Below are 21,576 nucleotides of genomic sequence, written 5' to 3' on the forward strand. Positions count from 1 at the left end.
CCGGGCAATTCCCGGTGTCGCATCCCCTCGCGTCGGCAGCGGGCAGCGGGTATCACCGCCAGATCACAGGGAGGCAGCCATGCGCGTGGTCGTGACCGGAGCGACCGGAAATGTCGGCACCAGCGTCATCGAGGCATTGGCCGCCGATGACCAGATCGAAGCGATCGTTGGCATCGCCCGTCGCCGGCCGACCTGGCAGCCGCCGAAGACGACGTGGGTTCAGGCCGACATCACCTGCGATGACGTCGAAGCCCACGTGCAGGGCGCCGACGCTGTGGTGCAGTTGGCTTGGATCTTCCAGCCCACCCACGACGAGGTGGCTACTTGGAAAAACAATGTGCTGGGCAGCATCAGGGTCTTCCACGCTGCCGCGCGGGCCGGCGTCGGGGCGCTGATCTACGCCTCGTCGGTCGGCGCCTACTCGCCCGGCCACCAGGATCGCGGGATTGACGAATCCTGGCCGACCGATGCGCTTCCCACGGCGGCCTACGGCCGGGAGAAGTCCTACCTGGAGCGCGTGCTGGATACCTTCGAACGAGATCACCGCGAGATGCGGGTGGTGCGCCTTCGGCCGGCGTTCATGTTCAAGCGCGAGTCGGCAGCGGAGCAGCGCCGGCTATTCGGCGGCCCGCTGCTGCCAACCGCTTTGTTGCGCCCCGGGCTGCTGCCGCGGTTTCCCGATGTTCCGGGTCTACGGCTGCAAGCCTTGCATTCTCTTGACGGCGGACAGGCCTTCCGGCTGGCTATCACCCGCCCGGTGCGCGGCGCATTCAACATTGCCGCCGACCCTGTGCTCGACGCCGAGACTCTCGGCGAGCTGTTCGGCGCGCGGCCGATCAAGCTTCCGGTGTGGCCGATCCGGGCGGCGGTTGCTGCTGCCTGGAATCTTCACCTGGTGCCCGCCAGCCCCACGCTGCTCGATCTCGCGCTGAGCTTGCCGGTCATGGATACCTCACGGGCCCGCACCGAACTCGGCTGGAGCCCAACGCGGACGTCGCTCGACGCAGTACGGGAGTTCTTGCAAGGGCTGCGGTCGGGCGGCGGAATGCCCACACCGCCGCTCGAGCCGTCAGCCGGCGGGCGGCTGCGCCAAAAGGAGTTCGCAACCGGAGTCGGGCAATGGGCCACGCCGTAGCTTTCCGGTGTGGCGCCCACGGTTATCGGGTAGGCGGGCCGTTGAACGGACCGTCAGGTGAAGAAAGGAAGAGAAGATGGCACGCACCGTGGCCGAGATCATGGCCCACACCCCCCAGACGGTGCCCGCAGACATGCCGGTCAATGAAGCAGCAGATTGCATGCGCCGAGCCGATATCGGCAACGTCGTCGTACTCAGCGACGGCCACGTCGAGGGCATCGTGACCGACCGAGACATCGCCATCCGGGTCGTCGCCGAAGGCAGAGACTTGTCGACCCCGGTCGGTGAGATATGTAGCAGCCAGGAGCTCGTCAGCGTTCGACCGGATTCGAGTCTCGAGGAGGCCGTCGAGCTGATGCGTCGCAAGGCCGTGCGCCGGCTGCCCGTCATCGACGGCGACCAGTTGGCCGGAGTGCTGAGCATCGGCGATCTCGCGCTGGAACGCGACGAGAAATCTGCACTCGCCGACATCAGCGCCGCGCAACCGAATCGCTAGCGAGACCCATCCGTCGCCGGCAGCTGCGCTAGCTGCCGGGGGCGATTACCACCGACCTCACTCCTCGACGTTGTAGAACGAGTCGCCGTCCTCGGGGCTGCCGGAGACTTGAGCCCGGTGCCGCCCGCCACCGACGGACTCGTGCAGGCCCTGGTCGACGCCGACGTCGGGCTGCTCAGCGGCCAGCTTGTCGTCCAGCGACTCGTGGACCGCCTCATCAACCGGCTGCCAGCTGTCCGGTGGCGTGACGGTCGCATCCCCGTCGTCATTGCGCAGCTCGTCGGAGTCGGTGGCCTCGCTCGGCGGCAGCGTGTCGTCGCCGCTGGTGTCGGTCTCGGGGTCGATCTCGGGTTGATCAGTCATGTTGGTGGCGCTCTCCGTTCGCTTTAATTCGCGATCGCCCATTGGGGTTGCGGTGACTCCGGGGTCATGTAGCCGACCCCGCGAACGGTGTCGACGATCGACTCGTGGTCGGCGCCGAGTTTGGCGCGCAGCCGCTGCACGTGGACGTCGACCTTGCGGCGGCTGCCCTCACCACCCCAGACCTCCTGCAGCAGCCGGGTGCGCGTGAACGCCTGACCCGCGTGCTGCACCAGATAGTTGAGCAGCTTGAACTCGGTCAGGGTGAGGTCGAGTTCACGGTTCGACAGCGACGCGGTGTAGCTGTCCGGGTGGATGACCAGGTCGCCGAATTGCAGTGCGCTGTGGACCGACATGCGCCGGCGTGCCAATGCCAACCGGAGTCGGGCATGCGCCTCGGCCGGTCCCGCGGTCGCGACCAGGACATCGTCGACCTGCCAGTCGAGATCGACCGCGGCGAAATCCTCGGCGCTCACCACGGCCAGGACGGCGGTCGACGGTTCCCAACTGCAGAGCCGCCGACAGGTCTCGCGTGACGTGGTCAGATCGGTACAACCATCCACCAGCGCGGCCGCGACGCTGAGGCAGTCGGCCCGGACGGTGATGGCGAGCGGCGCGCGGATAACCGAATGCCCGAAGACGCGCAACGCCGACAGGGACTGTTCGAACTCGTCCCGGTCGGTCAGTAACAGAATGTCCATCGCCTGGCTCCAACCCTCGGAATATCCCTCGGTGCCTTTCAAGGCACTATTACCCGCTACGTGGCGCGAATAACCGCACAGCGATAGGCCCGGCCCGCGCCGCGGGCCGGGCCTATCCTCCATCGGGCTACTGGTGGGACTGTTCGCGCGCCTCTGCCGCGTCCGCGCCCGCCCGGGCCGATTCGGCCTCGGCTTCGCGCTTGGCGGCGTCGCGCTGCGCCTCGCCCTTGTCCTGCTGGGCCTTGCCCTCACGGGACATTTCGTCGTTGCCGGTCACGGTGCCCAAGGCCTCCTTGGCCTTGCCCTTGACGCCCTCGACGGCGCCCCGGAAGCCTTCTTCGGGGCCGCTCTTCTTGTCGTCCGACATAAAATCCCTCCCTGGATTTCGTGGATGTGACGGGCCGACGGTCAGCCCTGCGGGCTGCGTCAGCGCGCCACACCCGCAAGGCTTCCCGGTCGGCCGATTACCCAAACGTCGAATCGCCTTGACGCAGAGCCGATCAGCGCGGACGGTGGGGACATGGAACGCCGTATGCAACCCCGCCCCGGCGGCGACCGGTTGGGTCAGGAGGACGAGGAGGTCCGCTCGGCGATCAGGTTCGCCGGCGTGGTCACCGCCGCCGCGGTGGCGTTCGTCTTGCTGGCGGCGTGGTGGGCCGGCTCCTGTGATCCGGCGGCCGAGACGGTGGCGTGCGGCAGGCCGTACCGGGCCGTGCTCGCCGCGGGGGCGCCGGTGATCTTGGCCGGCGGCGGGGTGCGGGCCTTCCTGCGGACCTACCGGGTCTGGCGCGCGCGTGGCACCTGGTGGGGATGGCAGGGCGCCGGCTGGTTCCTGATGTCGTTGATGCTTCTCGTTTTGTTTATCAGCGCGGTGCCGATCAGTGGTATGGGCTGATCAGAGGCGTTTTTACCGGGCATTGACTGCCGGGTCGCTGTGAAGGCCCTGAAAGTGAGACGTTATGTAGATCACATCGACCTACGATAGTTTTTGGTCGCGGACGGGTTCGCCACGGACGGGGTTCCCCACCCGACCTCCGGACTGGCCGGACGACTCACGAGAGGAAGAAGCAATGGGCGATACGTTTCACGACCCCGTTGACCATGTCCGGACGACCCGGCCGCACGCCGGTCGTGCCGTGATCGACGTCATGGGGTGGCCGGGCTACAGCCTGCTGGTCGTCAGCATGGTCGCCGGGGCCGGCTGCCTGACCGCATTCGCCACCGGCCACGACCGGCAGGGTGTGGCCGTCGCCGTCTTCGCGGTGCTTGCCGCCGCGCTGGGCGCACTGTGGCTGCTGATCGAGCACCGGCGGATCGGCCGGGTAAACCAGCAGTGGCAGCTGGCGCACCCGGAGCTGCACCGGACGCATTCGACCAGCTGATCAGCGGAACACCCCACACGGCCCGGCCGGGTTCCGGCCGGGCCGACTTGTTCCCGCGTACCGAAATCGATGGTTGAGGTGACCGGCGACGGGGTACTAGCCCTCCCGTGACTAACCTCCGGGCGGCCGACTATGCGGTGATGACGGCGTGAATGGGCCATCGGGGCGCAGCGGTAGTCTCGGTCCGACATCGCCGGGAGGCTTTATGACCGACATCCACAGCGACCGGACCTCACGGTCGTGCAGCGAGCGAGCCGTCGAATTGCGGGTCACGCCCAGACTGGAGAGTTTGGCGGTGGTGCGCATGCTGGTCGGGGCGATCGCGACCTACGAGGATCTGGACGTCGATACCGTGGCCGATCTGCGGCTGGCGATCGACGAGCTGTGTACCCAGTTGATCCGGTGCGCAGCGCCGGGCGCGACGCTGCGGGTCGTCGTCGACCCGCAAGACGACGGCATGACGATTCAAGCGTCAGCCGCCGGCGGCGGCGCCGACGTGCTGACGCCGGGCAGCTTCAGCTGGCACGTACTCACCTCTCTCGTGGACGACGTGCAGACGTTCCGCGACGGCCCGGAGTCCGACGGTGCCGGCGAGGTGTTCGGGGTGACATTGAGAACCCGGCGGGCGGACTCCAGGCGGTGACCCCGCGCGCCGCCGGCGGCGGCTCACAGTCAGGATCGGAGTACGCCGATGTCGGCGACATGTTCCGTGAGCTCGCCCAATACGATGCCGACTCCGCCGATTTCCGCAACCGCAAGGACAAGATCGTGGAGCGGTGCCTGCCGCTGGCCGACCACATCGCCCGCCGGTTCGAAGGACGCGGGGAGTTGCGCGACGACCTGGTCCAGGTCGCGCGGGTGGGCCTGGTCAACGCCGTAACCCGCTTCGACGTCGAAACCGGCTCGGATTTCGTCTCGTTCGCGGTCCCGACGATCATGGGCGAAGTCCGCCGGCATTTCCGGGACAACAGCTGGTCGGTCAAGGTGCCCCGCCGGCTCAAGGAGCTGCATCTGCGGCTCGGGGCGGCCACCGCGGACCTGTCCCAACGCCTGGGCCGGGCGCCGACCGCCTCGGAGCTGGCCCGCGAGCTGGAGTTGAGCCGCGACGAGGTGGTCGAAGGTCTGGTGGCGGGCAGCTCCTACAACACCCTGTCCATCGACAGCGGCGGCAGCTCCGACGAGGACGACGTCCGCTCGATCGCCGATACCCTCGGTGACAGCGACGCGGGGATGGACCGGATCGAGGATCGAGAGGCGTTGCGGCCCTTGCTCAATGCGCTTCCGGAACGCGAACGCACGGTGCTGGTGCTGCGGTTCTTCGAATCGATGACCCAGACCCAGATCGCCGAACGGGTCGGCATCTCGCAGATGCACGTCTCGCGGCTGCTGGCCAAGTCACTGGCGAAGCTGCGCGATCAGCTGCAGTAGCCGCCGCTCACCCGCCCAGCGCATTCTGGGCGGACAGCGACGACATCACCGCGTCGGGACCGTCGAAGCTGTCTTTCTTCAACGCCCGCAGGGTGTCGACCAGCTTCGGCTCGGCCCCGTTGCTTCGGGCGTGGTCGGCGAGTTCCTCCGCCGTGCCTGGGTACTCGAAACCTGCCAGGCACTTCTGCACTTGTGTCACAGAGAATCCCATCTGTGCGCAGTACCCGGCGGCCTGGAGCCGGAAACGCCCGGGAGGGCCAGATCGGCCAGGTGAGGCCGCCCGCCCAGCTGCGGCACGCAGGCGGCCGCGGCGGCCGCGGCCAGCCGCCCGGCCCGGCGGGGATCGGGGCCGCGCCGCAGCCCGGCGATCAAACCGGCTACGAACGCGTCACCGGCGCCGGTGGGATCGACTACCGGTGCCTTCGACAGACCGAGCAGCTCCTGGCCGCCGGACCACACCAGCAGGTCGCCCACGCCCGGGACGGCCAGCGCGACCAGCCGCACTCCGGCGACCAACAGGCGGTCGGCCAGTGCCCGCGCCGCCGCCTGGCAGGTGACCGGTTCGCCGGCGAGCAGCGCCGCCTCCTCGGCGTCGGCGCGCAACACGTCAACGCAGCAGAGCATTTCGTCGCGTACCTCGGCCGGCGGATTGCCGTCGGCCACCACCTGCGCGCCGTGGCGCCGTGCCAGCCGGGCGGCCGCCAGCGTCGCCTCCGCTGGTTGCTGCAACTGCAGCGACACGATGGCCGACCGGGCGATCAGGGTGTCGCACTGCTGCACGTCGGCCGCGGTCAGCAGCGAGCTTTCCGGAATGTGCTCGAAAAGCCTGCGACTGGCCGGCTCGTCGACCAGATCGACCAGCAGCGCGGTCTCGCCGCGCCGGGTCACCCCGCTGATGTCGACTCCGTCACCGACCGCCTGCTCACACACCGCCGCACCGGCATCGTCGTCGCCGACCACCCCGATCAGCGCGGCCGGCACACCCAGCTGGGCCAGGCCCACGGCTTGGTTGGCGCCCTTGCCGCCCAGCAGTTCCCGGCGCCGCAGCACCCGGGCCGACCCGCCGGCCGGCGGCAAGCCCGCGCTGCGCAGCACCAGGTCGCGCCCGATCTGCCCGACCACCGTGACGGTCATTGCAGTCCGTAGATACCCGACCACCTCCGGATCAGCGCGGGTTCGTGAGCATCGCCGAACATATAGACCGGCGAGGCGATCGGCAGCGCGCATTCGACCCGGATCAGCACCGCCTCACGGCAGGGAAACCGCGGCCCATAGGTGGCGATCACCCACTGCCGCAGCCACTCGTAGACCTCGTCGCCGGGCGGCCGCAGTTGGGCGGTGCCCTTGAAGCGATAACCGCGGCGCTTGAGGAAGTCGACGACGTTGACCTCGATACGCGGATCACGGCGCAGATCGGCCACCGTGCTCGGCGATGCCATGTGCATGAACACCAGGTGGTCGTCGCCGTACACCAGCAGCGACTCCTTGGGCGACAGGTTCGGGGAGCCGTCCTCGCAGACGGTGGCGACGAACGCCAACTTCGCGCTCTCCACGATCAGGCGCATGTCATCGTCGATGATGCACACCGCTCACCCCATCGCTTCGCAGCTGTTGTTCACCGCCCAGCGGTCGGTTACCCGTCCGGCCGCGCGGTAAACGATGAGTGCCGCTCCTCAGCTGCTGGCGGTCAGGCCGCGGGTGGCGGGGCCTTCCAGCAGGGTGCCGTCGGGAGCGAAGCGCGACCCGTGCAGCGGGCACTCCCAGGCCCGGTCGGCGTCGTTCCAATTGACGATGCCGCCGAGGTGCGGGCAGACCGGGGAGAGGCGGTGTTCGACGCCGTTCACCCGGCACTGGGCTTGCAGGTGCCACGGCGGTCCGCTGACCACGCCGGCGGCGTCGCGGCCCAGGCCGTGCTGGCCGATGTGGGCCGTGGGAGCGATCCAGCCCTTCGCCAGGTTGAAGCCGACCTCGAGGTTGGCTGTCAGCGCGGTGGTCAGGCCCCGCAGCTCGCGGGTGCTCCAGCTGGCGAACGCCCGGTCCCATTCCGGACGTTTGCCCAGCAGCCGGCCCGACAGCGCCAGCGCGGCGGCCGCCCCATTGGTCATGCCCCATTTGTTGAAACCCGTTGCCACGTAGATGGTGTTGCTGTCGGGCAGGATCGGCCCGACATAGGGCAACTTGTCGACGGGGGTGTAGTCCTGCGCCGACCACAGATGCGTACGGGACGCGCCCGGGAAGTGCCGGACCGTCCACGCCTCGAGTTCGGCCAGCGCGTCGCCGGGGTGCTTGGCGCGGCCGACGGTGTGCCCGGCCCCGCCGACCAGCAGCCGCTCGGAGCCGTTGACCGGGGCGTAGCGCAGCGACCGCGTCGGCGAATCGGTGGAGATCATCATCGGGCGGGTGATCTCGCCGGGCACATCGAACGCCATGCAGTAGGACCGGCTGGGCTTGAGCCGGGCGAAGTATCCGCCGCGATCCAGGATCGGGATCCCCGTGGCCAGCACCAGTTGGGTAGCCTGCAGCTCGGCGTGCACCCGGGGACCGGCCACCCGCAGCCGCAGGCCGTCCCGCCCGCCGGAAACCCGTTGCACCCGGGCGTGTTCCACCAGCTGGCCGCCGCTGGCGAGCAGCTCGGCGCGCAGCGCGTCCAGGAACGGCATCGGGTCGAACTGCGCCTGCTCGGCCAGCCGGGCCCCGCCATGGAATGCGAACGGCACGTCGGCCCGCGACTCCCAGGTCACCGGAAGATCCACCGCGCGGCAGGCCTCGTACTCGGCGCGCGCCGCCGCCACCCCGCGCTCGGACTGGGCGAAACTGTAGGCGTCCTCCCGCTGCACCGCGACACCGGTCGAGGCGCAGAACGACAGCAGCCAGTCCTGCCCGGCGCGGTTGCCGTCGAGATAGGCCGCGGCCACCCGCTTGCCCTGCTTCGCCGAGATCGCCGACAGCTGGGTGCCCTGGAGCAGGCTGATCTTGGCGGTGGTGTTGCCGGTCGCGCAGGCGCCGACGGTCCGAGCCTCCAGCACCAGCACCTCGCGGCCTGCCCGCGCCAGCAGTACCGCGGTCATCAGCCCGGTGATGCCGGCGCCGGCCACCACCACGTCGGCGAACCCGGGGAGGTCCTCGGCGGTGCCCGACGCCGGTGATGTCGCGATCCGGTCAGCAAGCCACAACGACGTCATGGCGATCAGTTACCCGGTACTGCGTCGGTGAAACGTGTCGGCTTCCCGGGTTTCGGCGGCACCGCGGTGGGTATGCGATCGAATCGAACTCGACTCGGGAGGGAAAGTCATGGACGCATTGGCCTTTCTTCGTGCCGACCACGAAAGCGTGCTGGGCATGTTGGAAGTACTTGACGGCGCGCCGCAGGGCGACGGGGCCCACCAGAGCGGCTTGGCGACCATGGTCACCAATCTCGTGATCGCCGAGTCCCAGCACGAGGCCGTCGAAGAACAACTGTTCTGGCCGGCGGTTCGAGCGGCGCTCGACGACGGTGATGACATAGCCGATGTCGCCATCGCCCAGGAGGAAGCCGGCAAGGCGCTGTTGCAGCAGCTCGAGGACACCCGCCCCGGCGAGCCCGAATATCACCGCGCGCTGGCCGAATTCGTCACGGCGGCCCGAGAGCACATCAGCTACGAGGAGAACGTGGTGTGGCCGCGGTTCAAAACGGCGGTCAGCGCCCAAGACCTCGAGCAGTTGGGCGACAAGCTCCGCACCGCCAAGAAGATCGCGCCGACCCGGCCGCACCCCAACGCCCCGTCGGGCGGGCTGGCGCAGAACACCATGGGCGTGGTCGCTGCCGCCGTCGACCATCTGCGTGACCGGCTGACCGGCCGGGCCGCGGACAACCCGCCCGACGCGCCCAAGAGTTGACCGGCAGCTCCAGCCGCCGAGCAGCCGCGAGCACCTAATCTGGCGGCTCGTCGGGTGAACCGCGCTTGGGAGTCTCGCGGGCCCGGTTTTCCGAGTCGTGTTCCTTGGCGGCCTTCTCGTCGAGCCGGTCGACGGTATCTTCCAAGGACTCCGGAGGGTCCGGCCGTTCTTCACCGCGTTCGGTCATCGGCGGGGCTTTCCACTTACCCTGTGGCGCTGTCCACTTACCCTGTGGCGCTGTGCTGTTCGTGCGCGAACGGCTTCTCGGAGTGCACCGCGGGGCTACCGTCGGGGTTCTCCGCCGGCCCGCGGTTGTGTCGCAGGGAACTGCCGAGCCAGTCGCGGGTCGGCTTCTGGACGTACTCCCAGTGCATGCCCTCCGGCCACGGGCCCTGGCCCTCGTTCCAGGGGCCGCGGCTGGTCTCGGCGTCGGACATGTTGAACGCCACGTTCTGGAAGCGCTCGTCGCCGGGAGCCTGGCCGGGCGGGAAGTTCACCGGCAGCTCGTTGAGGGCCGCGGTGAACTGCTGGAAGTGGGTGACCTCTCGGGTCATCAGGAAGGTCAGGGTGTCCTGCACACCGGGGTCGTCGGTGAACTGCTTGAGATATTCGTAGACGATCTTGGCCCGTGACTCGGCGCCCAGATTGCTGCGCAGATCAACCGACGGTTCGCCGTTGGCGTTGATGTAGGCGCCGGTGAACGGTGTTCCGGCGGCATTGCTGGGATGCGGGCCACCACCGCTCTCCACGAAGTGCAGCGGGTTGAGCGCCACCTGGTGGATGATCTGGTCCCGGCCGTCGCGGCTGGCCACCGCCGGCATCCAGTCGCAGCGCTCGTTGGCGTTCTTCAGGTCGTCGTTGAGGCCGTCGAGCAGCATGGTGATCAGCGAGCCGACCATCTCCAGGTGGCTGAACTCCTCGGTGGCGATGTCCATGAACAGGTCGTACATCTTCGGGTTCTTGCGACGCAGGATGAACGCCTGGGTGAAGTACTGCATCGCCGCCTTGAGTTCGCCGTTCTCCCCGCCGAACTGCTCCTGCAGCAGGTTGGCGAAACGCGGATCGGGCCGCTCGACCCGGACCTCGAACTGCATCTCCTTGTTGTGAACGAACATGGTGGCTCCCTTAAGACAACGCTGGATTTGTTTCCCGCGGGCTACCCGCAGGCATCGGCCTCAAACCTTCGCCGGCAGGGGCTGTCGGAAACTGTTTGCGCTGTGGTGCGTGCGGGTAGCCCGGCGGTGTTCTTCACGACACGACGGAGGCGACCCGATGCGGGCGGTCACATGGCAGGGCAAGCGCAAAGTCCAAGTCGACACCGTGCCCGACCCGGTGATCGAGAAGCCGACCGACGCCGTCATCGAGGTGACGACTACCAACATCTGCGGATCGGATCTGCACCTCTATGAGGTGCTCGGCGCGTTCATGGACCCCGGCGACATCCTCGGCCACGAACCGATCGGGGTCGTCGCCGAGGTCGGTCGCGGGGTCAGCAACCTCAAGCCGGGCGACCGGGTGGTCATCCCGTTCCAGATCGCGTGCGGGCACTGTGGCATGTGCCGGCAGGGTCTGCCGACCCAGTGCGACACCACGCGGGTGCGCGAGCAGGATACCGGCGCCGCGCTGTTCGGCTACTCCAAGCTCTACGGCCAGGTTCCGGGCGCCCAGGCGCAGTACCTGCGGGTGCCGCAGGCGCACTACACCCACATCAAAGTGCCTGAGGGCCCGCCGGATTCGCGGTTCGTGTATTTGTCCGACGTGCTGCCGACCGCGCTGCAGGCGGTGGACTACGCCGCAATACCCGACGGCGGGACGGTGACGGTGCTGGGGCTCGGCCCGATCGGTGACATGGCGGCCCGGATCGCCACCCACCAGAGCGCCCGGGTGATCGGGGTGGATCTGGTGCCCGAGCGGCTGGGCCGGCTGGCCCGGCGGGGAATCGAAACCGTCGACCTGCGTGAGGCATCCGATCTCGGCGAGCTGATCCGTGACCGCACGGACGGGCGCGGAACCGACGCGGTGATCGACGCCGTGGGCATGGAGGCGCACGGCTCCGGCGGCGCCAAGGCGGTGCAGCAGCTCAGCTCGCTGTTACCGGATGCCGTCGCCGGACCGTTGATCAGCAAGGCCGGCCTTGACCGGCTCGCCGCGTTGTACGCCGCGATCGACATCGTGCGCCGTGGCGGCACCATATCGATCGTCGGCGTCTACGGCGGCAAACTGGACCCGCTGCCGATGTTCACCTTGTTCGACAAGCAGATTCAGCTGCGGATGGGCCAGGCCAACGTCAAACCCCGGGTCGAGCGGCTGATGCCGCTGCTCACCGACGACGACCCCCTGGGCGTCGACACCTTCGCCACCCACGAGCTGCCGCTGGAGCAGGCGCCGCACGCTTATCAGATATTTCAGGAGAAGCGCGACGGCGCGGTGAAGATCCTGCTCAAGCCGTGACGTCACCGGCCAACAGGTGCGCGGCCTCGAATAGCAGCGCGTGGGTGAACGCCTGCGGCAGATTGCCGCGCAATTGGCGCTGGCCGACGTCGTACTCCTCGGTGAGCAGGCCGGGCGGGCCGCACGCGGTGCGGCCCCGCTCGAACCACTGCAACGCCGCAAGTTCGTTGCCCTGCTGGTGATCTGCCATGGCCATCGCAAAGTTGCACAACAGGAACGCTCCTTCGGCTTCGCCGAGCTCGCGCTGGTCGGGCCGGTATCGGTAGACGAAGCCGTCCCGGGTCAGCTCATGGCGCACCGCGGCCAGGGTAGCCACCGTGCGGGGATCATCGGCGGGGACGGCTCCGCGCAGGCTCGGCAGCAGCAGGGCCGCGTCGATCCCCGGGTCATCGGATGCGCGTTGCCATCGGCCGTCGCGGTGCAGGCAGTCGGTGCTGGTATCGGCGACCAGCTTGTCGGCCAGCTGGTGCCAGCGTGCGCCTTCAGCCAGTGACGCCACGCCGGCGACACGGCGCAGTCCGGCCGCGCACATCAGCCGCGAATGCGCCCAGCGCCGGTTGTCGAGTTCCCACACGCCGGCGTCGGCGTCACCGCAACGCTTTTCGATCGCGTCCACCAGGGTGTGCACCGCACCCCAATGGGTGCTGTCCAGCCGGTCCAGTCTCGCTGCGGCGGCCAGCAGCAGCAGCGCCTCCCCGAAGTTGTCGAGCTGGAACTGCCCGCGCACCCAGTTCCCGGTTTTGACCGCGGCACCCGGGTAACCCGGCAGCGGCAGATCCTCTTCCGGCGGCGGTGCGCTGGCGTCGACACAGTAGGCCGGTCGCAGGTCGGGTCCGTCGTCCAGCACCCGCTCGGTGACGAACCGGACGGCGTCATCCAACAGCGGGTGCGGCCCGGCGGCGGCGATCGCCTGCCCGGTGTAGCACTGGTCGCGGATCCAGCAGTAGCGATAGTCGAAATTGCGGCCGGCCTTGGCCCGCTCCGGCAACGACATTGTCGCCGCGGCCACCATCCCGCCGCCGGTGCTGGTCAGCCCGCGCAACACCGCATACGCGAGCTGGGCGTCGACATCGGCCAGGGTGCCGGTGAGTTCGGGAACCGCTTCCTTCCATGCGGTTTCGGTGGCCCGCCAGGCCTGTGCGGCGTCGACCGGCTGATCGGGCAGTTCTCGATCGGATAGCTCGAGCACCAGGTCGTGGTCGCGGCCCGGTTCCACGTCGAGCACCAGGTGCAGCGCCCCGTCGCCGGGCCGGCTGGCCTGGCCGGCACCGGTCCACCGGAACCGGTGCGGTCCCGAGCGGCCGGTCCACACGTCGTCCCGGCAGGACAACCCCGACATGGCGGCGGCGCCGAAGTCGGCCCGCACCTGCAGGGCCACCTGCATCCGCACCGGCCGATCGAGTGCCCGGATGCGGCGCAGCACCACCGCGGTGTGCGGGTCGCCGGGGAACGCCAGCGCCTCCCGGCACTCGACGATTCCGTCGATGGTCACCCAGCGGGAACGCCAGATCAGCGACCGCTCTTCGTATTGGCCGCCCCACACATAGCGCAGCTCCGGAGTGACGGCGTACACGCCGGCGCCGCCGAGCAGCGAACTGAACACCGCCGGACTGTCCCACCGCGGCAGGCACATCCAGCAGAAGTCGCCGCGCGGGCCGACCACGATCCCGCGCTCGCCGTCGGCGATCAGCGCGTACTGCCGCAAGACCTGCGGGGGAAACCGTTCCAGCAGCGCCGGGCCGGTGGTCATGTGCGCGGATCCGGGCCGGGCGGCGCGAGACGTTCCACGGCGAAATCCGCCGCCTGGGCGGTCATGCCGTTGGCGGCGTACGCCCAGTGGGCGGCGCCGTCGTCACCCGCTGAGCAGATCGGGTCGCCGGGAGCACACAAATCGATCGTCTTGGCGGCAAATCCCGGACCGATCACCAGGGGCGGCGCACCGAGGGAATTCAGGAACGCCGCCGAGGGCCTGCCCAGCAACGCCACGGCGGCGACGTGGCCGGCCGCCTCGGGCGTCAGCGGCGGGGGGAACCCGTCGGCGGCAGGTGCCGGTTCGGTGAGGTAGCCCATCAGCGCCGCGCCCCGCGAGTACCCGCCGAGCACCACCGCGGTCTGTGGGCAACCCGCCGCCATATCGGTGATGTGGCCGGCTGCATCGGCCACCCCGGCGACCGTCGGGCCGAATTCGGGCACGGCCGGGAAATTGACCGGGTAGACCCCCACCGGCCGGCCGCCGACCCGCCACCGCAGGGCGTCGATGAACTGCTGCCCCATCGATCCCACGCCGGGCGGTTCGGCGGTCCCGCGGGCGAACACCACCTCGACATCCGGGCAATCCAAGGCGGCCGCGTCCCCGGCAGGCCAGCACAGCAGCGTGCCCCCCGCCAGGCCGGTCGCGGCGAGTATCCGAGTAATCACAGCATTTCGTCCGATACCCACAACCGCTGGTGGGCAAACCGTGGTTTAGCTCGTGCGAAAACGGCAAGCCTAGGTCGGTACCGTCACCGACGGAACATGAGTCGAAGGGGAGAAATCAATGATCACAACGTCTTTGACCAGGCTGGCCGCCGCTGCCGGTGGCGCGGCGCTGGCGCTGTCGGCGGTGGGGGTCGCGGCTGCGGATCCGGCGCAGGATCCGGCGGTCAGTACCACGTGCAGCTACTCACAGGTGGTGGCGGCGATGAACGCGCAATCGCCGGAAGCCGCAGCGCAATTCAACGCGACACCGATGGCGCAGTCGTTCCTGCAGAGCTTCCTGGCCTCGCCGCCTCCGCAGCGTGAGCAGATGCTGCAACAGGCCCAAGGCGTGCCTGAAGCGGCGCAGTTCGTCAACCTGGTCGGCCCCATCGCCAAGACCTGTGACAACTTCTGAGTGATGACTCAATCGACCGAGTCCGGCAACACCATCGCGGATGCGGCCAAGCGGGAGGCCGACGCGTACCGCGGCGACAACCCACGGCCGTTGGGGGGATACGCGGTGGTGTTGCTGGTCTACGGCGGGTTGGTCGCGGCGGTAACCGTGGCCGCCGCGGCCACCGGCCGCCGTCTGCCGCAGCGCTGGGCGGCCGGCGACCTGCTGACGGTGACCGTGGGCGCCCACAAACTGTCCCGGACGCTCACCAAGGACGCGGTGACCAGCCCGCTGCGGGCGCCGTTCGCCCACTATGCCGGCGCCGGCGGCCCCGCCGAGGTGATGGAGGAGACCCGCCACTCCAGCCAGCTGCGCCACAGTCTGGGGGAGCTGTTGACGTGCCCGTTCTGCACGGACATGTGGGCGGTCACCGCGTTTGCCGCCGGCCTGGTGTTCGCTCCCCGGCTGACCCGGCTGGTCGCCGGCACCTTCACCGCGCTGGCCGGCGCCGACTTCCTGCAGCTGGCTTACGCGAAAGCCCAGCAGCTCACCCAGCAGTAAGGCAAGCGGAGGCCCCGGAGATGCCGATGATGTCGACCACCACCGCGGCCGACCGGCGGCTGACCACAGCGCTGGAGCGGGCCGTCATCCTGGACACTCCCGCGAAGACGATCGCCGCCCGGGTGCGCAGCCTGACCGGGCAGGGCCCGTTCAAGGACGTCATCAGCGGCACCGGCCTGGGGCACCCGGCACACCCCCCGCTGACCGATCTGGTCATCGGTTCGTTCCTGGCGGCCCTGCTCCTGGATCTGCTGGCGCCGCGGACCGGTGCCGCGGCGGCCAACCGGCTGACCACGGTGGGTATCGCCGCCTTCGTTCCGACCGCGCTGACCGGTATCAGCGACTGGGCAGACACCGAACTGTCCGACGAGGCGTCCCGCCGGGTCGGTCTGGTGCACGCCGCCGCCAACTCCGGCGCGCTGCTGATGTACTGCGCATCCTTGGTCAATCGGATGCGCGGCCGACGGCTGCGCGCGGCACTGCTCGGCCTCGGTGGCGCCGCGTCACTGAGTCTGGGCGGCTATCTCGGCGGCCATCTGGCCTACTCGCGTGGCGTCGGGGTCAATCAGACCGTGTTCGATCCGGGGCCGGATGACTGGACACCGGTGCTCGACAGCGCCGAATTGACCGACGGGCAACTGCATTCGGCAGATGCCGACGGGACGCCGGTGCTGCTGGTCCGGCTCGACGGACTCGTCTTCGCGATCCATGACCGGTGCGGGCACCGTGGTTGCCTGCTGAGCGAGGGGAAACTCGACGGCACCGTGGTGACCTGCTCGTGCCACGGCTCACGCTTCGACATCCGCGACGGGGCGCTGCTGCGCGGGCCCGCCACCGGTGCCCAGCCGGCTCTGCAATGCCGCGACGCCGGCGCTCGGATCGAAGTGCGCAGGCGCCGACGCTGAAGTGTGGACCGGGCCGGCCCGGACGGTAGACCGACCCGGTAGTCGAGGACGCGCAGCATCGAGATGCTGGCGTGAGGAAAGCCGGTGACAGCGGCCGACCCGAAGTCCGCCACGCTGCCCTGCCATCTCATTCGGCCCGGATACCCCCGGTGGCGGCGGGCTACACCGGGCATTCGGCTCCGTTTGTGCGGGTGGGCCATCGGGTATGGGAGGAGGTGTCCGTAGTACGGAACAGGTCACGAAAAGGAGAGGTCGATGTCCGGATCGCAAGAGGGCCGCCGGGTCGCGTTTCTGGTGGCGCCCGAAGGCGTTGAGGAGGTCGAGTTGACCGAGCCGTGGCGCGCGGTTGCCAAGGCCGGCGCATGCCCGGTGTTGGTGTCGACGACCGCCGGGCCGGTTCAGGCGTTCAACCACCTCGACCGTGGCGACGAATTCGACGTGGACCGTGTGGTCGACGACGTCTCCGCCGATGACTTCGACGCGCTGGTGCTGCCGGGCGGGGTGGCCAACCCGGACCAGTTGCGCACCAACGAACGCGCGGTCGCGTTCGTGCGGGAATTCTTCGACGCCGGCAAACCGGTCGCCGTGATCTGCCATGGCCCCTGGACCCTGGTGGAGGCCGGAGTCCTTGCCGGGCGGCGGATCACGTCCTGGCCGAGCCTGCGCACCGACATCATCAACGCGGGCGCCGAGTGGGTCGACGAGCAGTTGGTGCGCTGTGACTGCGGACCGTCGATCCTGCTGTCGAGCCGCAAGCCCGACGACCTGCCCGCCTTCTGCGATGCGTTGGTGCACGAGCTCCGGGCGCGGGAGGCGGCGCTGTGACCGGAGAGCCGATGCCGGTACCGGTCCAGTCCGACAACCGCCGCGCCCGGTTCTGGGCCAACTGGGTGGCTGCGGTGTTGACCGCCGCCGGGGCTGCGCTGGTCATGGTGTTCGCGACGGGAGCGGTGATGAGCACCGCCGCGTGCAGCACCGCCGAGTGTCCCGACCTCGGGCCCAGCGGCGTCGTCTTCGGCGTGCTCTATTACGGTGCGCCCGTCATCGCCGCACTGACCATCCTGGTCTCGTTCGTGACGGCGGGGCGGCGACGCGGTTTCCTTGTCCCGCTGGCTGGTTGGGTGTTGCTGGCCCTCGACCTGCTGGCTCTGGTCATCGCCTTCCGGCGCTAGTGTCATGACATCAGGACTTGCGGCGCAAGCTCTTTGAGCATGGTGTTGGCCCAGTCCATCTGCCGCACCGTCTCGGGGTGGCACTGCGCTGCCATCTCGAGCAGCCCGCTGTCCCGGGCGGCCTGGGCGCCCTGAGCCACGAGTTCCCAGTCGACCGAGACCGCGGCGGCGTGCAGATACAGGCTGCGCAGATCAGCCAGCAACAGAACACCCGGTTCGGGCCGCCGGCCGAGCACCACGCTGGTCATCTCCCGCAACGACGACAACACCCTCCCGGGCCGTGGGGACGATTCGGCCAGCCGCAACCCGTGACTGTGCCCGGCTTGCGCAAGCCGGCGGACGTGGTCGTCCGACCAGCCGGCGAGATCGGCGCACAGGTGGAAGACGTCGTGATCAGCCTTGTGCCGCTCGCCGACTCGGCGGAACCGCCGGGCCAGCGACATCTCCGAGCGGTGCAGCTCCCGTAGCGCCAGGTCGAGCTTCACCAGCCGCTCCCGTCCGCCTCGACACCCTTGCTGATGCGTACCACCGACGTCTTGAACAGTGGCTGTTTGGACACCGGGTCCCAGTCGGTGATCGTGAGTTCATTGGCCGCCCGGTGATGACCATCGCCGTCGGTGTCCCAGTAGCCGTAGTGAAACGGCATGAATGCGACGCCGTCGCGGATGCCGCCCACCCGCGCACGGGCCTGCACACAACCGCGTGCCGAACGGATGATGGCCGGATCGCCGTCGCGGATCCCGCGGCGTTCGGCATCGGCGGCCGCGAGCTGAACCCACACCTCGGGTGCGGCGTCGTTGAGTTGCGGCGCGCGACCGGTTTTGGTGCGGGTGTGGAAGTGGTAGACCGTACGGCCGGTCGTCAGCCACAACTCGTCGTCGGCGGGCCGCTCATGCGGCGGGGTGTAGCCGGCGGCCCGCAGCACCGCCTTGCCGTCCGGGTTGGCTGCCCGGTATTGGGTCGGTTCGATCGCCCCGCCGGTGATCAGATCCTTGCCGTAGGTTTCGCAGTAGTCGGGTTTGCTCCAGAATTCGCCGTCGGTGTAGAGACGCTCGGTGCCGTCGGGATGCTCAGCGTTACAAGGCCATTGGATTCCGCTGCCGCCGCGCAGCTTCGCATAGCTCAACCCGGTGTAATCGCAGGGGCGGCCGGCGCTGCAGCGCTGCCAGGCCGCAAACGCCGACTCGGGATCCTTCCAGGAGATCAGCGGGGCGCCGTCGAGATCACGAAAATCCATCCGCTCGGCGTAATCGCAGAAAATATCGAGGTCGGGTCGGGCCTGCCCGGGCGGATCGACGGCCTTCTCCGAGAGGTGCACCGTGCGATCGGCATTGGTGAACGTCCCGGTCTTCTCGCCCCACGCCGCGGCCGGCAACACCACGTCGGCGAGCTCGGCTGTCTCGGTGCGGAAGATGTCCTGCACGACCAGAAATAGCCGGGTCTGGCCGAGGATGCGCCGGATCCGGTGCAACTCCGGAAGCGACACCGCCGGGTTGGTGGCGCTGACCCAGAGCATCCGCAGACTGCCCTGCTCGGCGAAGCGCAGCATCTGCATGGCATGCGTCGGTTCCGAGTAGTGCGGAATCTTGGCCTCCTCGACGTTCCACAGCCGGGCCAGCTCGGCGACGTGGGCATCGTTTTCCCAGTTGCGGAATCCCGGCAAGTCCCCGTTGGCGCCGCATTCCCGGGTGTTCTGCGCGGTCGGCTGCCCGTTCATCTGCAGAATGCCGGCGCCGGGCCGGCCCAGCATGCCGCGAATGAGGTTGAGGTTGTTGACCTGGACCGCGGCCGCGGTCGCCTGGTGAGATTGGTAGAAGCCCTGCAATACGGTGGACAGTAGGCGCTGGGCATGACCGAGGATCTCCGCCGCGCGTCGCAGATCCTGCACCGGGACATCGCAAATCGTGGCCACCCGCTCCGGCGGATACTGCGCGACACAGGCCGCCAGCTGCTCGTATCCGACGGTGTGGGCGGCGATATAGTCGCGGTTGGTCCAGTCGTGCGCGATCATCTCGTGCAGCAGGCCGTTCATCAACGCCAGGTTGGTCCCGGGAACCGGTGCCAGGTGCACCGTCGCGGCTTTGGCGACCGGGGTCTGGCGTGGGTCCACGCAGACGATCTGTGGCGGGTCGGCGCCGGCCAGCCGATCCAGCATCCGCGACCACAGCACGGTTTGGGTCTCGGCCACGTTGTGCCCGTACAGCGCGATGACGTCGGCGTGGTCGACGTCGGTGTAGGAGCCGGGTTGGCCGTCACAACCGAAGGTCTCCTTCAGCGCCCACTCGGCGGTGGCGGTACACAGCCGGGTATTGCCGTCGACGTGGTTGGTGCCCAGTCCGCCGCGCGCGATCACCCCGAGGGTGTAGTACTCCTCCAGCATCAGCTGGCCACTGGTGTAGAAGCCGATCGCGCTCGGGCCGATGTCGCGAAGCAGGGCCTGGGTCGTCGCCACGATCCGATTCATCGCGGTGTCCCAGTCGGATTCGACCAGCCGGCCGCGCTCGCGCACCAGCGGTACCGTCAGCCGATCGGGGGAGTTGTTGGCCTGCCAGCCGTAGAGGTCTTTGGGGTCCACCCGGCCGTGGTTGACCCGGTCGACGCGCCGGCCCCGTACTCCGACGATCCGGCCGTCGTGGGTGGCGATGTCGATGCCGTCGCCGTTGGAGTGCAGCACCGCCGCGGACTGGGCCCAGTCCACCTCGTCGGCGTCCAGACCGTCGGCGAGCTCGGTGTCGACCCGGTCGGGCCATGGCTGGCCGGCGGCGTACGGGGTGCGCGCGCCCCAGGGCTCGGCGATCCGGTCGGTCATGACCGCCGGTTACCCGCTGGTTGCCCTGGGTATGCCTAGCCGATATGGCGGATATGGATCACAGTCGAGCACCTGTTCTGGAGGCCCTGGCGGATTACCACCGCAAGGACCGCTACGGCTTCAGCCCGCCGGGGCACCGCCAGGGCCGTGGCGCCGACGAGGCGGTGCGCGAGGTGCTGGGTGCCGACCTGTTCCGCGCCGACGTCCTCGCGCGCGGCGGGCTGGACGACTGGGAGGCGCGCGGGGCGGCCCTGACCGACGCCGAGCAGCTGATGGCCGATGCGGTGGGGGCCGAGACGGCGTTCTTCTCCACGTGCGGCAGTTCGCTTTCCGTTCGGGCGGCGATGATGGCGGTGGCCGGCGGCAGCGGCGGTGGGCTGCTGCTGCCCCGCGACAGCCACAAGTCGATCGTGGGCGGGCTGATCTTCTCCGGTATCCAGCCGCGCTGGATCACCCCGCGCTGGGACGCCGCGCGGCATTTCAGCCATCCGCCGTCACCCGAACGGGTCGCCGGTGCCTGGGAAGAGCATCCCGATGCCGCCGGCGCCCTGATCGTCAGCCCGTCGCCGTACGGCACCTGCGCGGACGTGGCCGCCATCGCGAAGATCTGCCACGAGCGCGGTAAGCCGCTGATCGTCGACGAGGCCTGGGGTGCGCACCTGCCCTTCCACGAGGATCTGCCCACCTGGGCGATGGATGCCGGCGCCGATGTCTGCGTGGTCAGCGTGCACAAGATGGGAGCCGGATTCGAGCAGGGCTCGGTGTATCACATCCAGGGCGATCTCGTCGACCGGGAGCGGCTTACCGCGTGCGCCGACCTGCTGATGACCACCAGTCCCAGCGTGCCGATCTACGCGGCGCTGGACGGCTGGCGCCGCCAGATGGTGCAACATGGACACGAAATGCTGGATGCTGCACTGAAATTGGCGCACGATGTGCGCGGTCGCATCGACGACCTGCCCGACGTCGACGTGCTCGACGATGTGTTGCTGGGCGAGGAGGCCTCCCACGACTTGGACCGGCTGCAGGTGCTGGTGGACGTCGCAGCGACCGGAACGTCGGGCTACCAAGCTCGGGACTGGCTGCGCGAACAGCGGTGCATCGATGTGGGTTTGGCGGATCATCGACGGATCCTGGCCACCATGTCGTTCGCCGACGATCACAGCACCGCCGACCGGCTGGTGGATGCGCTGAGTGGATGGCGCGCCGCCGCACGGTCTTTCGACCCGCCGACCCCGATCCGGCTACCCTCGCCCGAGGAGCTGCAACTGGAGACCGTGCAGCTGCCCCGGGACGCGTTCTTCGGTGACACCGAGATGGTCGCCGCATCCCAGGCCGCCGGACGTATTGCCGCCGAGCAGATCACGCCGTACCCGCCCGGATCGCAGATAATCGATGACGGCCGTGTTGAGGCGCTCGCCGGGCACTACGGCCGGCACCCCGGGCGGG

27 protein-coding genes are annotated in these 21,576 nt (G+C 69.1%); 14 read left to right on the forward strand and 13 right to left on the reverse strand.

The window, feature by feature from the left end; genetic code table 11:
* The first annotated feature begins 79 nt into the window (after window positions 1-79).
* Window positions 80-1,135: an NAD-dependent epimerase/dehydratase family protein gene (locus A5694_RS17160; protein ID WP_064923339.1), complete on the forward strand. Its 1,056-nt coding sequence runs from the start codon at window positions 80-82 to the stop codon at window positions 1,133-1,135.
* 76 nt (window positions 1,136-1,211) lie between these two features.
* A complete protein-coding gene (locus A5694_RS17165) occupies window positions 1,212-1,631 on the forward strand; it encodes a CBS domain-containing protein (RefSeq protein WP_064923341.1) in 420 nt (139 codons plus the stop codon).
* Between the two features lie 57 nt (window positions 1,632-1,688).
* Here the strand turns inward: A5694_RS17165 and A5694_RS17170 are convergent, their stop codons facing one another.
* The 3 genes from A5694_RS17170 to A5694_RS17180 all read right to left on the reverse strand — a co-directional run bounded on the left by A5694_RS17170 (window position 1,689) and on the right by A5694_RS17180 (window position 3,059).
* A complete protein-coding gene (locus tag A5694_RS17170) occupies window positions 1,689-1,994 on the reverse strand; it encodes a hypothetical protein (protein ID WP_064923343.1) in 306 nt (101 codons plus the stop codon).
* Between the two features lie 23 nt (window positions 1,995-2,017).
* Window positions 2,018-2,692 carry a winged helix-turn-helix transcriptional regulator gene (locus tag A5694_RS17175; protein ID WP_064923345.1) on the reverse strand — a complete coding sequence of 225 codons (675 nt, stop codon included), beginning with the start codon at window positions 2,690-2,692 and terminating at the stop codon, window positions 2,018-2,020.
* Window positions 2,693-2,819: 127 nt separating this feature from the next.
* Window positions 2,820-3,059 carry a CsbD family protein gene (locus A5694_RS17180; RefSeq protein WP_064923347.1) on the reverse strand — a complete coding sequence of 80 codons (240 nt, stop codon included), beginning with the start codon at window positions 3,057-3,059 and terminating at the stop codon, window positions 2,820-2,822.
* Between the two features lie 153 nt (window positions 3,060-3,212).
* Between A5694_RS17180 and A5694_RS17185 the strand changes: the two genes are divergently transcribed.
* The 4 genes from A5694_RS17185 (at window position 3,213) to A5694_RS17200 (ending at window position 5,502) form a co-directional block, all read left to right on the forward strand.
* The gene (locus A5694_RS17185) at window positions 3,213-3,587 is read left to right on the forward strand and encodes a hypothetical protein (protein WP_064923349.1); all 375 of its coding nucleotides are present in this window, start codon (window positions 3,213-3,215) and stop codon (window positions 3,585-3,587) included.
* Between the two features lie 175 nt (window positions 3,588-3,762).
* Window positions 3,763-4,074, forward strand: coding sequence for a protein UsfY (gene usfY, locus A5694_RS17190; RefSeq protein WP_064923351.1), 312 nt, complete (start codon window positions 3,763-3,765; stop codon window positions 4,072-4,074).
* Between the two features lie 205 nt (window positions 4,075-4,279).
* Entirely contained in the window at window positions 4,280-4,717 is a 438-nt protein-coding gene (locus A5694_RS17195; protein WP_064923353.1) for an ATP-binding protein, read from the forward strand.
* Window positions 4,714-5,502 (forward strand): RNA polymerase sigma factor SigF, encoded by a 789-nt coding sequence (locus A5694_RS17200; RefSeq protein WP_064923355.1) that lies wholly within the window; start codon window positions 4,714-4,716, stop codon window positions 5,500-5,502. The genes A5694_RS17195 and A5694_RS17200 overlap by 4 nt, the downstream gene beginning before the upstream one ends.
* 7 nt (window positions 5,503-5,509) lie before the next feature.
* Here A5694_RS17200 and A5694_RS17205 read toward each other — a convergent pair whose 3' ends face one another.
* The 4 genes from A5694_RS17205 to A5694_RS17220 all read right to left on the reverse strand — a co-directional run bounded on the left by A5694_RS17205 (window position 5,510) and on the right by A5694_RS17220 (window position 8,684).
* Window positions 5,510-5,713 carry a DUF2795 domain-containing protein gene (locus A5694_RS17205; protein ID WP_064923356.1) on the reverse strand — a complete coding sequence of 68 codons (204 nt, stop codon included), beginning with the start codon at window positions 5,711-5,713 and terminating at the stop codon, window positions 5,510-5,512.
* On the reverse strand, window positions 5,698-6,636 hold the full coding sequence (locus tag A5694_RS17210) for a PfkB family carbohydrate kinase (protein ID WP_064923358.1): 939 nt from the start codon (window positions 6,634-6,636) through the stop codon (window positions 5,698-5,700). The genes A5694_RS17205 and A5694_RS17210 overlap by 16 nt, the downstream gene beginning before the upstream one ends.
* The gene (locus tag A5694_RS17215; RefSeq protein ID WP_082952721.1) at window positions 6,633-7,088 is read right to left on the reverse strand and encodes a pyridoxamine 5'-phosphate oxidase family protein; all 456 of its coding nucleotides are present in this window, start codon (window positions 7,086-7,088) and stop codon (window positions 6,633-6,635) included. The genes A5694_RS17210 and A5694_RS17215 overlap by 4 nt, the downstream gene beginning before the upstream one ends.
* An 87-nt stretch (window positions 7,089-7,175) precedes the next feature.
* Window positions 7,176-8,684 (reverse strand): FAD-dependent oxidoreductase, encoded by a 1,509-nt coding sequence (locus A5694_RS17220; RefSeq protein WP_064923360.1) that lies wholly within the window; start codon window positions 8,682-8,684, stop codon window positions 7,176-7,178.
* A gap of 109 nt (window positions 8,685-8,793) precedes the next feature.
* On the opposite strand from A5694_RS17220, the gene A5694_RS17225 reads away from it, so the two are divergent.
* On the forward strand, window positions 8,794-9,378 hold the full coding sequence (locus A5694_RS17225) for a hemerythrin domain-containing protein (protein WP_064923362.1): 585 nt from the start codon (window positions 8,794-8,796) through the stop codon (window positions 9,376-9,378).
* A gap of 34 nt (window positions 9,379-9,412) precedes the next feature.
* On the opposite strand, the gene A5694_RS24160 is transcribed toward A5694_RS17225, so the two are convergent.
* On the reverse strand, window positions 9,413-9,565 hold the full coding sequence (locus tag A5694_RS24160; protein WP_165604275.1) for a hypothetical protein: 153 nt from the start codon (window positions 9,563-9,565) through the stop codon (window positions 9,413-9,415).
* 37 nt (window positions 9,566-9,602) lie between these two features.
* The gene (locus A5694_RS17230; RefSeq protein WP_064923364.1) at window positions 9,603-10,493 is read right to left on the reverse strand and encodes a manganese catalase family protein; all 891 of its coding nucleotides are present in this window, start codon (window positions 10,491-10,493) and stop codon (window positions 9,603-9,605) included.
* Between the two features lie 157 nt (window positions 10,494-10,650).
* Between A5694_RS17230 and A5694_RS17235 the strand changes: the two genes are divergently transcribed.
* On the forward strand, window positions 10,651-11,829 hold the full coding sequence (locus tag A5694_RS17235) for an alcohol dehydrogenase catalytic domain-containing protein (protein WP_064923366.1): 1,179 nt from the start codon (window positions 10,651-10,653) through the stop codon (window positions 11,827-11,829).
* Here the strand turns inward: A5694_RS17235 and A5694_RS17240 are convergent.
* Window positions 11,819-13,579, reverse strand: coding sequence for a glycoside hydrolase family 15 protein (locus tag A5694_RS17240; protein WP_064923368.1), 1,761 nt, complete (start codon window positions 13,577-13,579; stop codon window positions 11,819-11,821). The two genes, A5694_RS17235 and A5694_RS17240, sit on opposite strands and share 11 nt — an antisense overlap.
* Window positions 13,576-14,247, reverse strand: coding sequence for a cutinase family protein (locus A5694_RS17245; protein ID WP_082952722.1), 672 nt, complete (start codon window positions 14,245-14,247; stop codon window positions 13,576-13,578). The genes A5694_RS17240 and A5694_RS17245 overlap by 4 nt, the downstream gene beginning before the upstream one ends.
* Before the next feature lie 118 nt (window positions 14,248-14,365).
* Between A5694_RS17245 and A5694_RS17250 the strand changes: the two genes are divergently transcribed.
* The 5 genes from A5694_RS17250 to A5694_RS17270 all read left to right on the forward strand — a co-directional run bounded on the left by A5694_RS17250 (window position 14,366) and on the right by A5694_RS17270 (window position 17,318).
* Complete coding sequence (locus tag A5694_RS17250; RefSeq protein WP_064923370.1) at window positions 14,366-14,701, forward strand: hemophore-related protein; 336 nt, start codon at window positions 14,366-14,368, stop codon at window positions 14,699-14,701.
* A gap of 3 nt (window positions 14,702-14,704) precedes the next feature.
* A complete protein-coding gene (locus tag A5694_RS17255) occupies window positions 14,705-15,241 on the forward strand; it encodes a DUF1360 domain-containing protein (protein ID WP_064923401.1) in 537 nt (178 codons plus the stop codon).
* A gap of 26 nt (window positions 15,242-15,267) precedes the next feature.
* Window positions 15,268-16,146 (forward strand): Rieske 2Fe-2S domain-containing protein, encoded by an 879-nt coding sequence (locus A5694_RS17260; protein ID WP_165604334.1) that lies wholly within the window; start codon window positions 15,268-15,270, stop codon window positions 16,144-16,146.
* Window positions 16,147-16,401: 255 nt separating this feature from the next.
* The gene (locus A5694_RS17265) at window positions 16,402-16,971 is read left to right on the forward strand and encodes a type 1 glutamine amidotransferase domain-containing protein (RefSeq protein ID WP_064923372.1); all 570 of its coding nucleotides are present in this window, start codon (window positions 16,402-16,404) and stop codon (window positions 16,969-16,971) included.
* An 11-nt stretch (window positions 16,972-16,982) separates the two neighbouring features.
* Window positions 16,983-17,318 carry a hypothetical protein gene (locus A5694_RS17270; RefSeq protein ID WP_234786450.1) on the forward strand — a complete coding sequence of 112 codons (336 nt, stop codon included), beginning with the start codon at window positions 16,983-16,985 and terminating at the stop codon, window positions 17,316-17,318.
* Between the two features lie 2 nt (window positions 17,319-17,320).
* Here the strand turns inward: A5694_RS17270 and A5694_RS17275 are convergent, their stop codons facing one another.
* Window positions 17,321-17,803, reverse strand: coding sequence for a hypothetical protein (locus A5694_RS17275; RefSeq protein ID WP_064923377.1), 483 nt, complete (start codon window positions 17,801-17,803; stop codon window positions 17,321-17,323).
* Window positions 17,800-20,127, reverse strand: a complete 2,328-nt coding sequence (locus tag A5694_RS17280) for a molybdopterin oxidoreductase family protein (protein WP_064923379.1) — start codon at window positions 20,125-20,127, stop codon at window positions 17,800-17,802. The genes A5694_RS17275 and A5694_RS17280 overlap by 4 nt, the downstream gene beginning before the upstream one ends.
* 53 nt (window positions 20,128-20,180) lie before the next feature.
* On the opposite strand from A5694_RS17280, the gene A5694_RS17285 reads away from it, so the two are divergent.
* The coding region (locus tag A5694_RS17285; protein ID WP_064923381.1) for an aminotransferase class I/II-fold pyridoxal phosphate-dependent enzyme at window positions 20,181-21,576 on the forward strand (1,396 nt) is incomplete at its 3' end.

This window comes from Mycolicibacter sinensis (genome assembly GCF_001667945.1).
In the GTDB taxonomy this organism is placed as follows: Bacteria; Actinomycetota; Actinomycetes; order Mycobacteriales; family Mycobacteriaceae; genus Mycobacterium; species Mycobacterium sinense_B.

Coding starts and splice junctions, on each gene's coding strand:
- A5694_RS17180 (WP_064923347.1), bottom strand. CDS start 3,059: ATGTCGGACGACAAGAAGAGCGGCCCCGAAGAAGGCTTCCGGGGCGCC.
- A5694_RS17205 (WP_064923356.1), bottom strand. CDS start 5,713: ATGGGATTCTCTGTGACACAAGTGCAGAAGTGCCTGGCAGGTTTCGAG.
- A5694_RS17240 (WP_064923368.1), bottom strand. CDS start 13,579: ATGACCACCGGCCCGGCGCTGCTGGAACGGTTTCCCCCGCAGGTCTTG.
- A5694_RS17165 (WP_064923341.1), top strand. CDS start 1,212: ATGGCACGCACCGTGGCCGAGATCATGGCCCACACCCCCCAGACGGTG.
- A5694_RS17255 (WP_064923401.1), top strand. CDS start 14,705: ATGACTCAATCGACCGAGTCCGGCAACACCATCGCGGATGCGGCCAAG.
- A5694_RS17260 (WP_165604334.1), top strand. CDS start 15,268: ATGATGTCGACCACCACCGCGGCCGACCGGCGGCTGACCACAGCGCTG.
- A5694_RS17280 (WP_064923379.1), bottom strand. CDS start 20,127: ATGACCGACCGGATCGCCGAGCCCTGGGGCGCGCGCACCCCGTACGCC.
- A5694_RS17270 (WP_234786450.1), top strand. CDS start 16,983: ATGCCGGTACCGGTCCAGTCCGACAACCGCCGCGCCCGGTTCTGGGCC.
- A5694_RS17265 (WP_064923372.1), top strand. CDS start 16,402: ATGTCCGGATCGCAAGAGGGCCGCCGGGTCGCGTTTCTGGTGGCGCCC.
- usfY (WP_064923351.1), top strand. CDS start 3,763: ATGGGCGATACGTTTCACGACCCCGTTGACCATGTCCGGACGACCCGG.
- A5694_RS17235 (WP_064923366.1), top strand. CDS start 10,651: ATGCGGGCGGTCACATGGCAGGGCAAGCGCAAAGTCCAAGTCGACACC.
- A5694_RS17225 (WP_064923362.1), top strand. CDS start 8,794: ATGGACGCATTGGCCTTTCTTCGTGCCGACCACGAAAGCGTGCTGGGC.
- A5694_RS17210 (WP_064923358.1), bottom strand. CDS start 6,636: ATGACCGTCACGGTGGTCGGGCAGATCGGGCGCGACCTGGTGCTGCGC.
- A5694_RS17160 (WP_064923339.1), top strand. CDS start 80: ATGCGCGTGGTCGTGACCGGAGCGACCGGAAATGTCGGCACCAGCGTC.
- A5694_RS17250 (WP_064923370.1), top strand. CDS start 14,366: ATGATCACAACGTCTTTGACCAGGCTGGCCGCCGCTGCCGGTGGCGCG.
- A5694_RS17220 (WP_064923360.1), bottom strand. CDS start 8,684: ATGACGTCGTTGTGGCTTGCTGACCGGATCGCGACATCACCGGCGTCG.
- A5694_RS17195 (WP_064923353.1), top strand. CDS start 4,280: ATGACCGACATCCACAGCGACCGGACCTCACGGTCGTGCAGCGAGCGA.
- A5694_RS17230 (WP_064923364.1), bottom strand. CDS start 10,493: ATGTTCGTTCACAACAAGGAGATGCAGTTCGAGGTCCGGGTCGAGCGG.
- A5694_RS17175 (WP_064923345.1), bottom strand. CDS start 2,692: ATGGACATTCTGTTACTGACCGACCGGGACGAGTTCGAACAGTCCCTG.
- A5694_RS17185 (WP_064923349.1), top strand. CDS start 3,213: ATGGAACGCCGTATGCAACCCCGCCCCGGCGGCGACCGGTTGGGTCAG.
- A5694_RS24160 (WP_165604275.1), bottom strand. CDS start 9,565: ATGACCGAACGCGGTGAAGAACGGCCGGACCCTCCGGAGTCCTTGGAA.
- A5694_RS17170 (WP_064923343.1), bottom strand. CDS start 1,994: ATGACTGATCAACCCGAGATCGACCCCGAGACCGACACCAGCGGCGAC.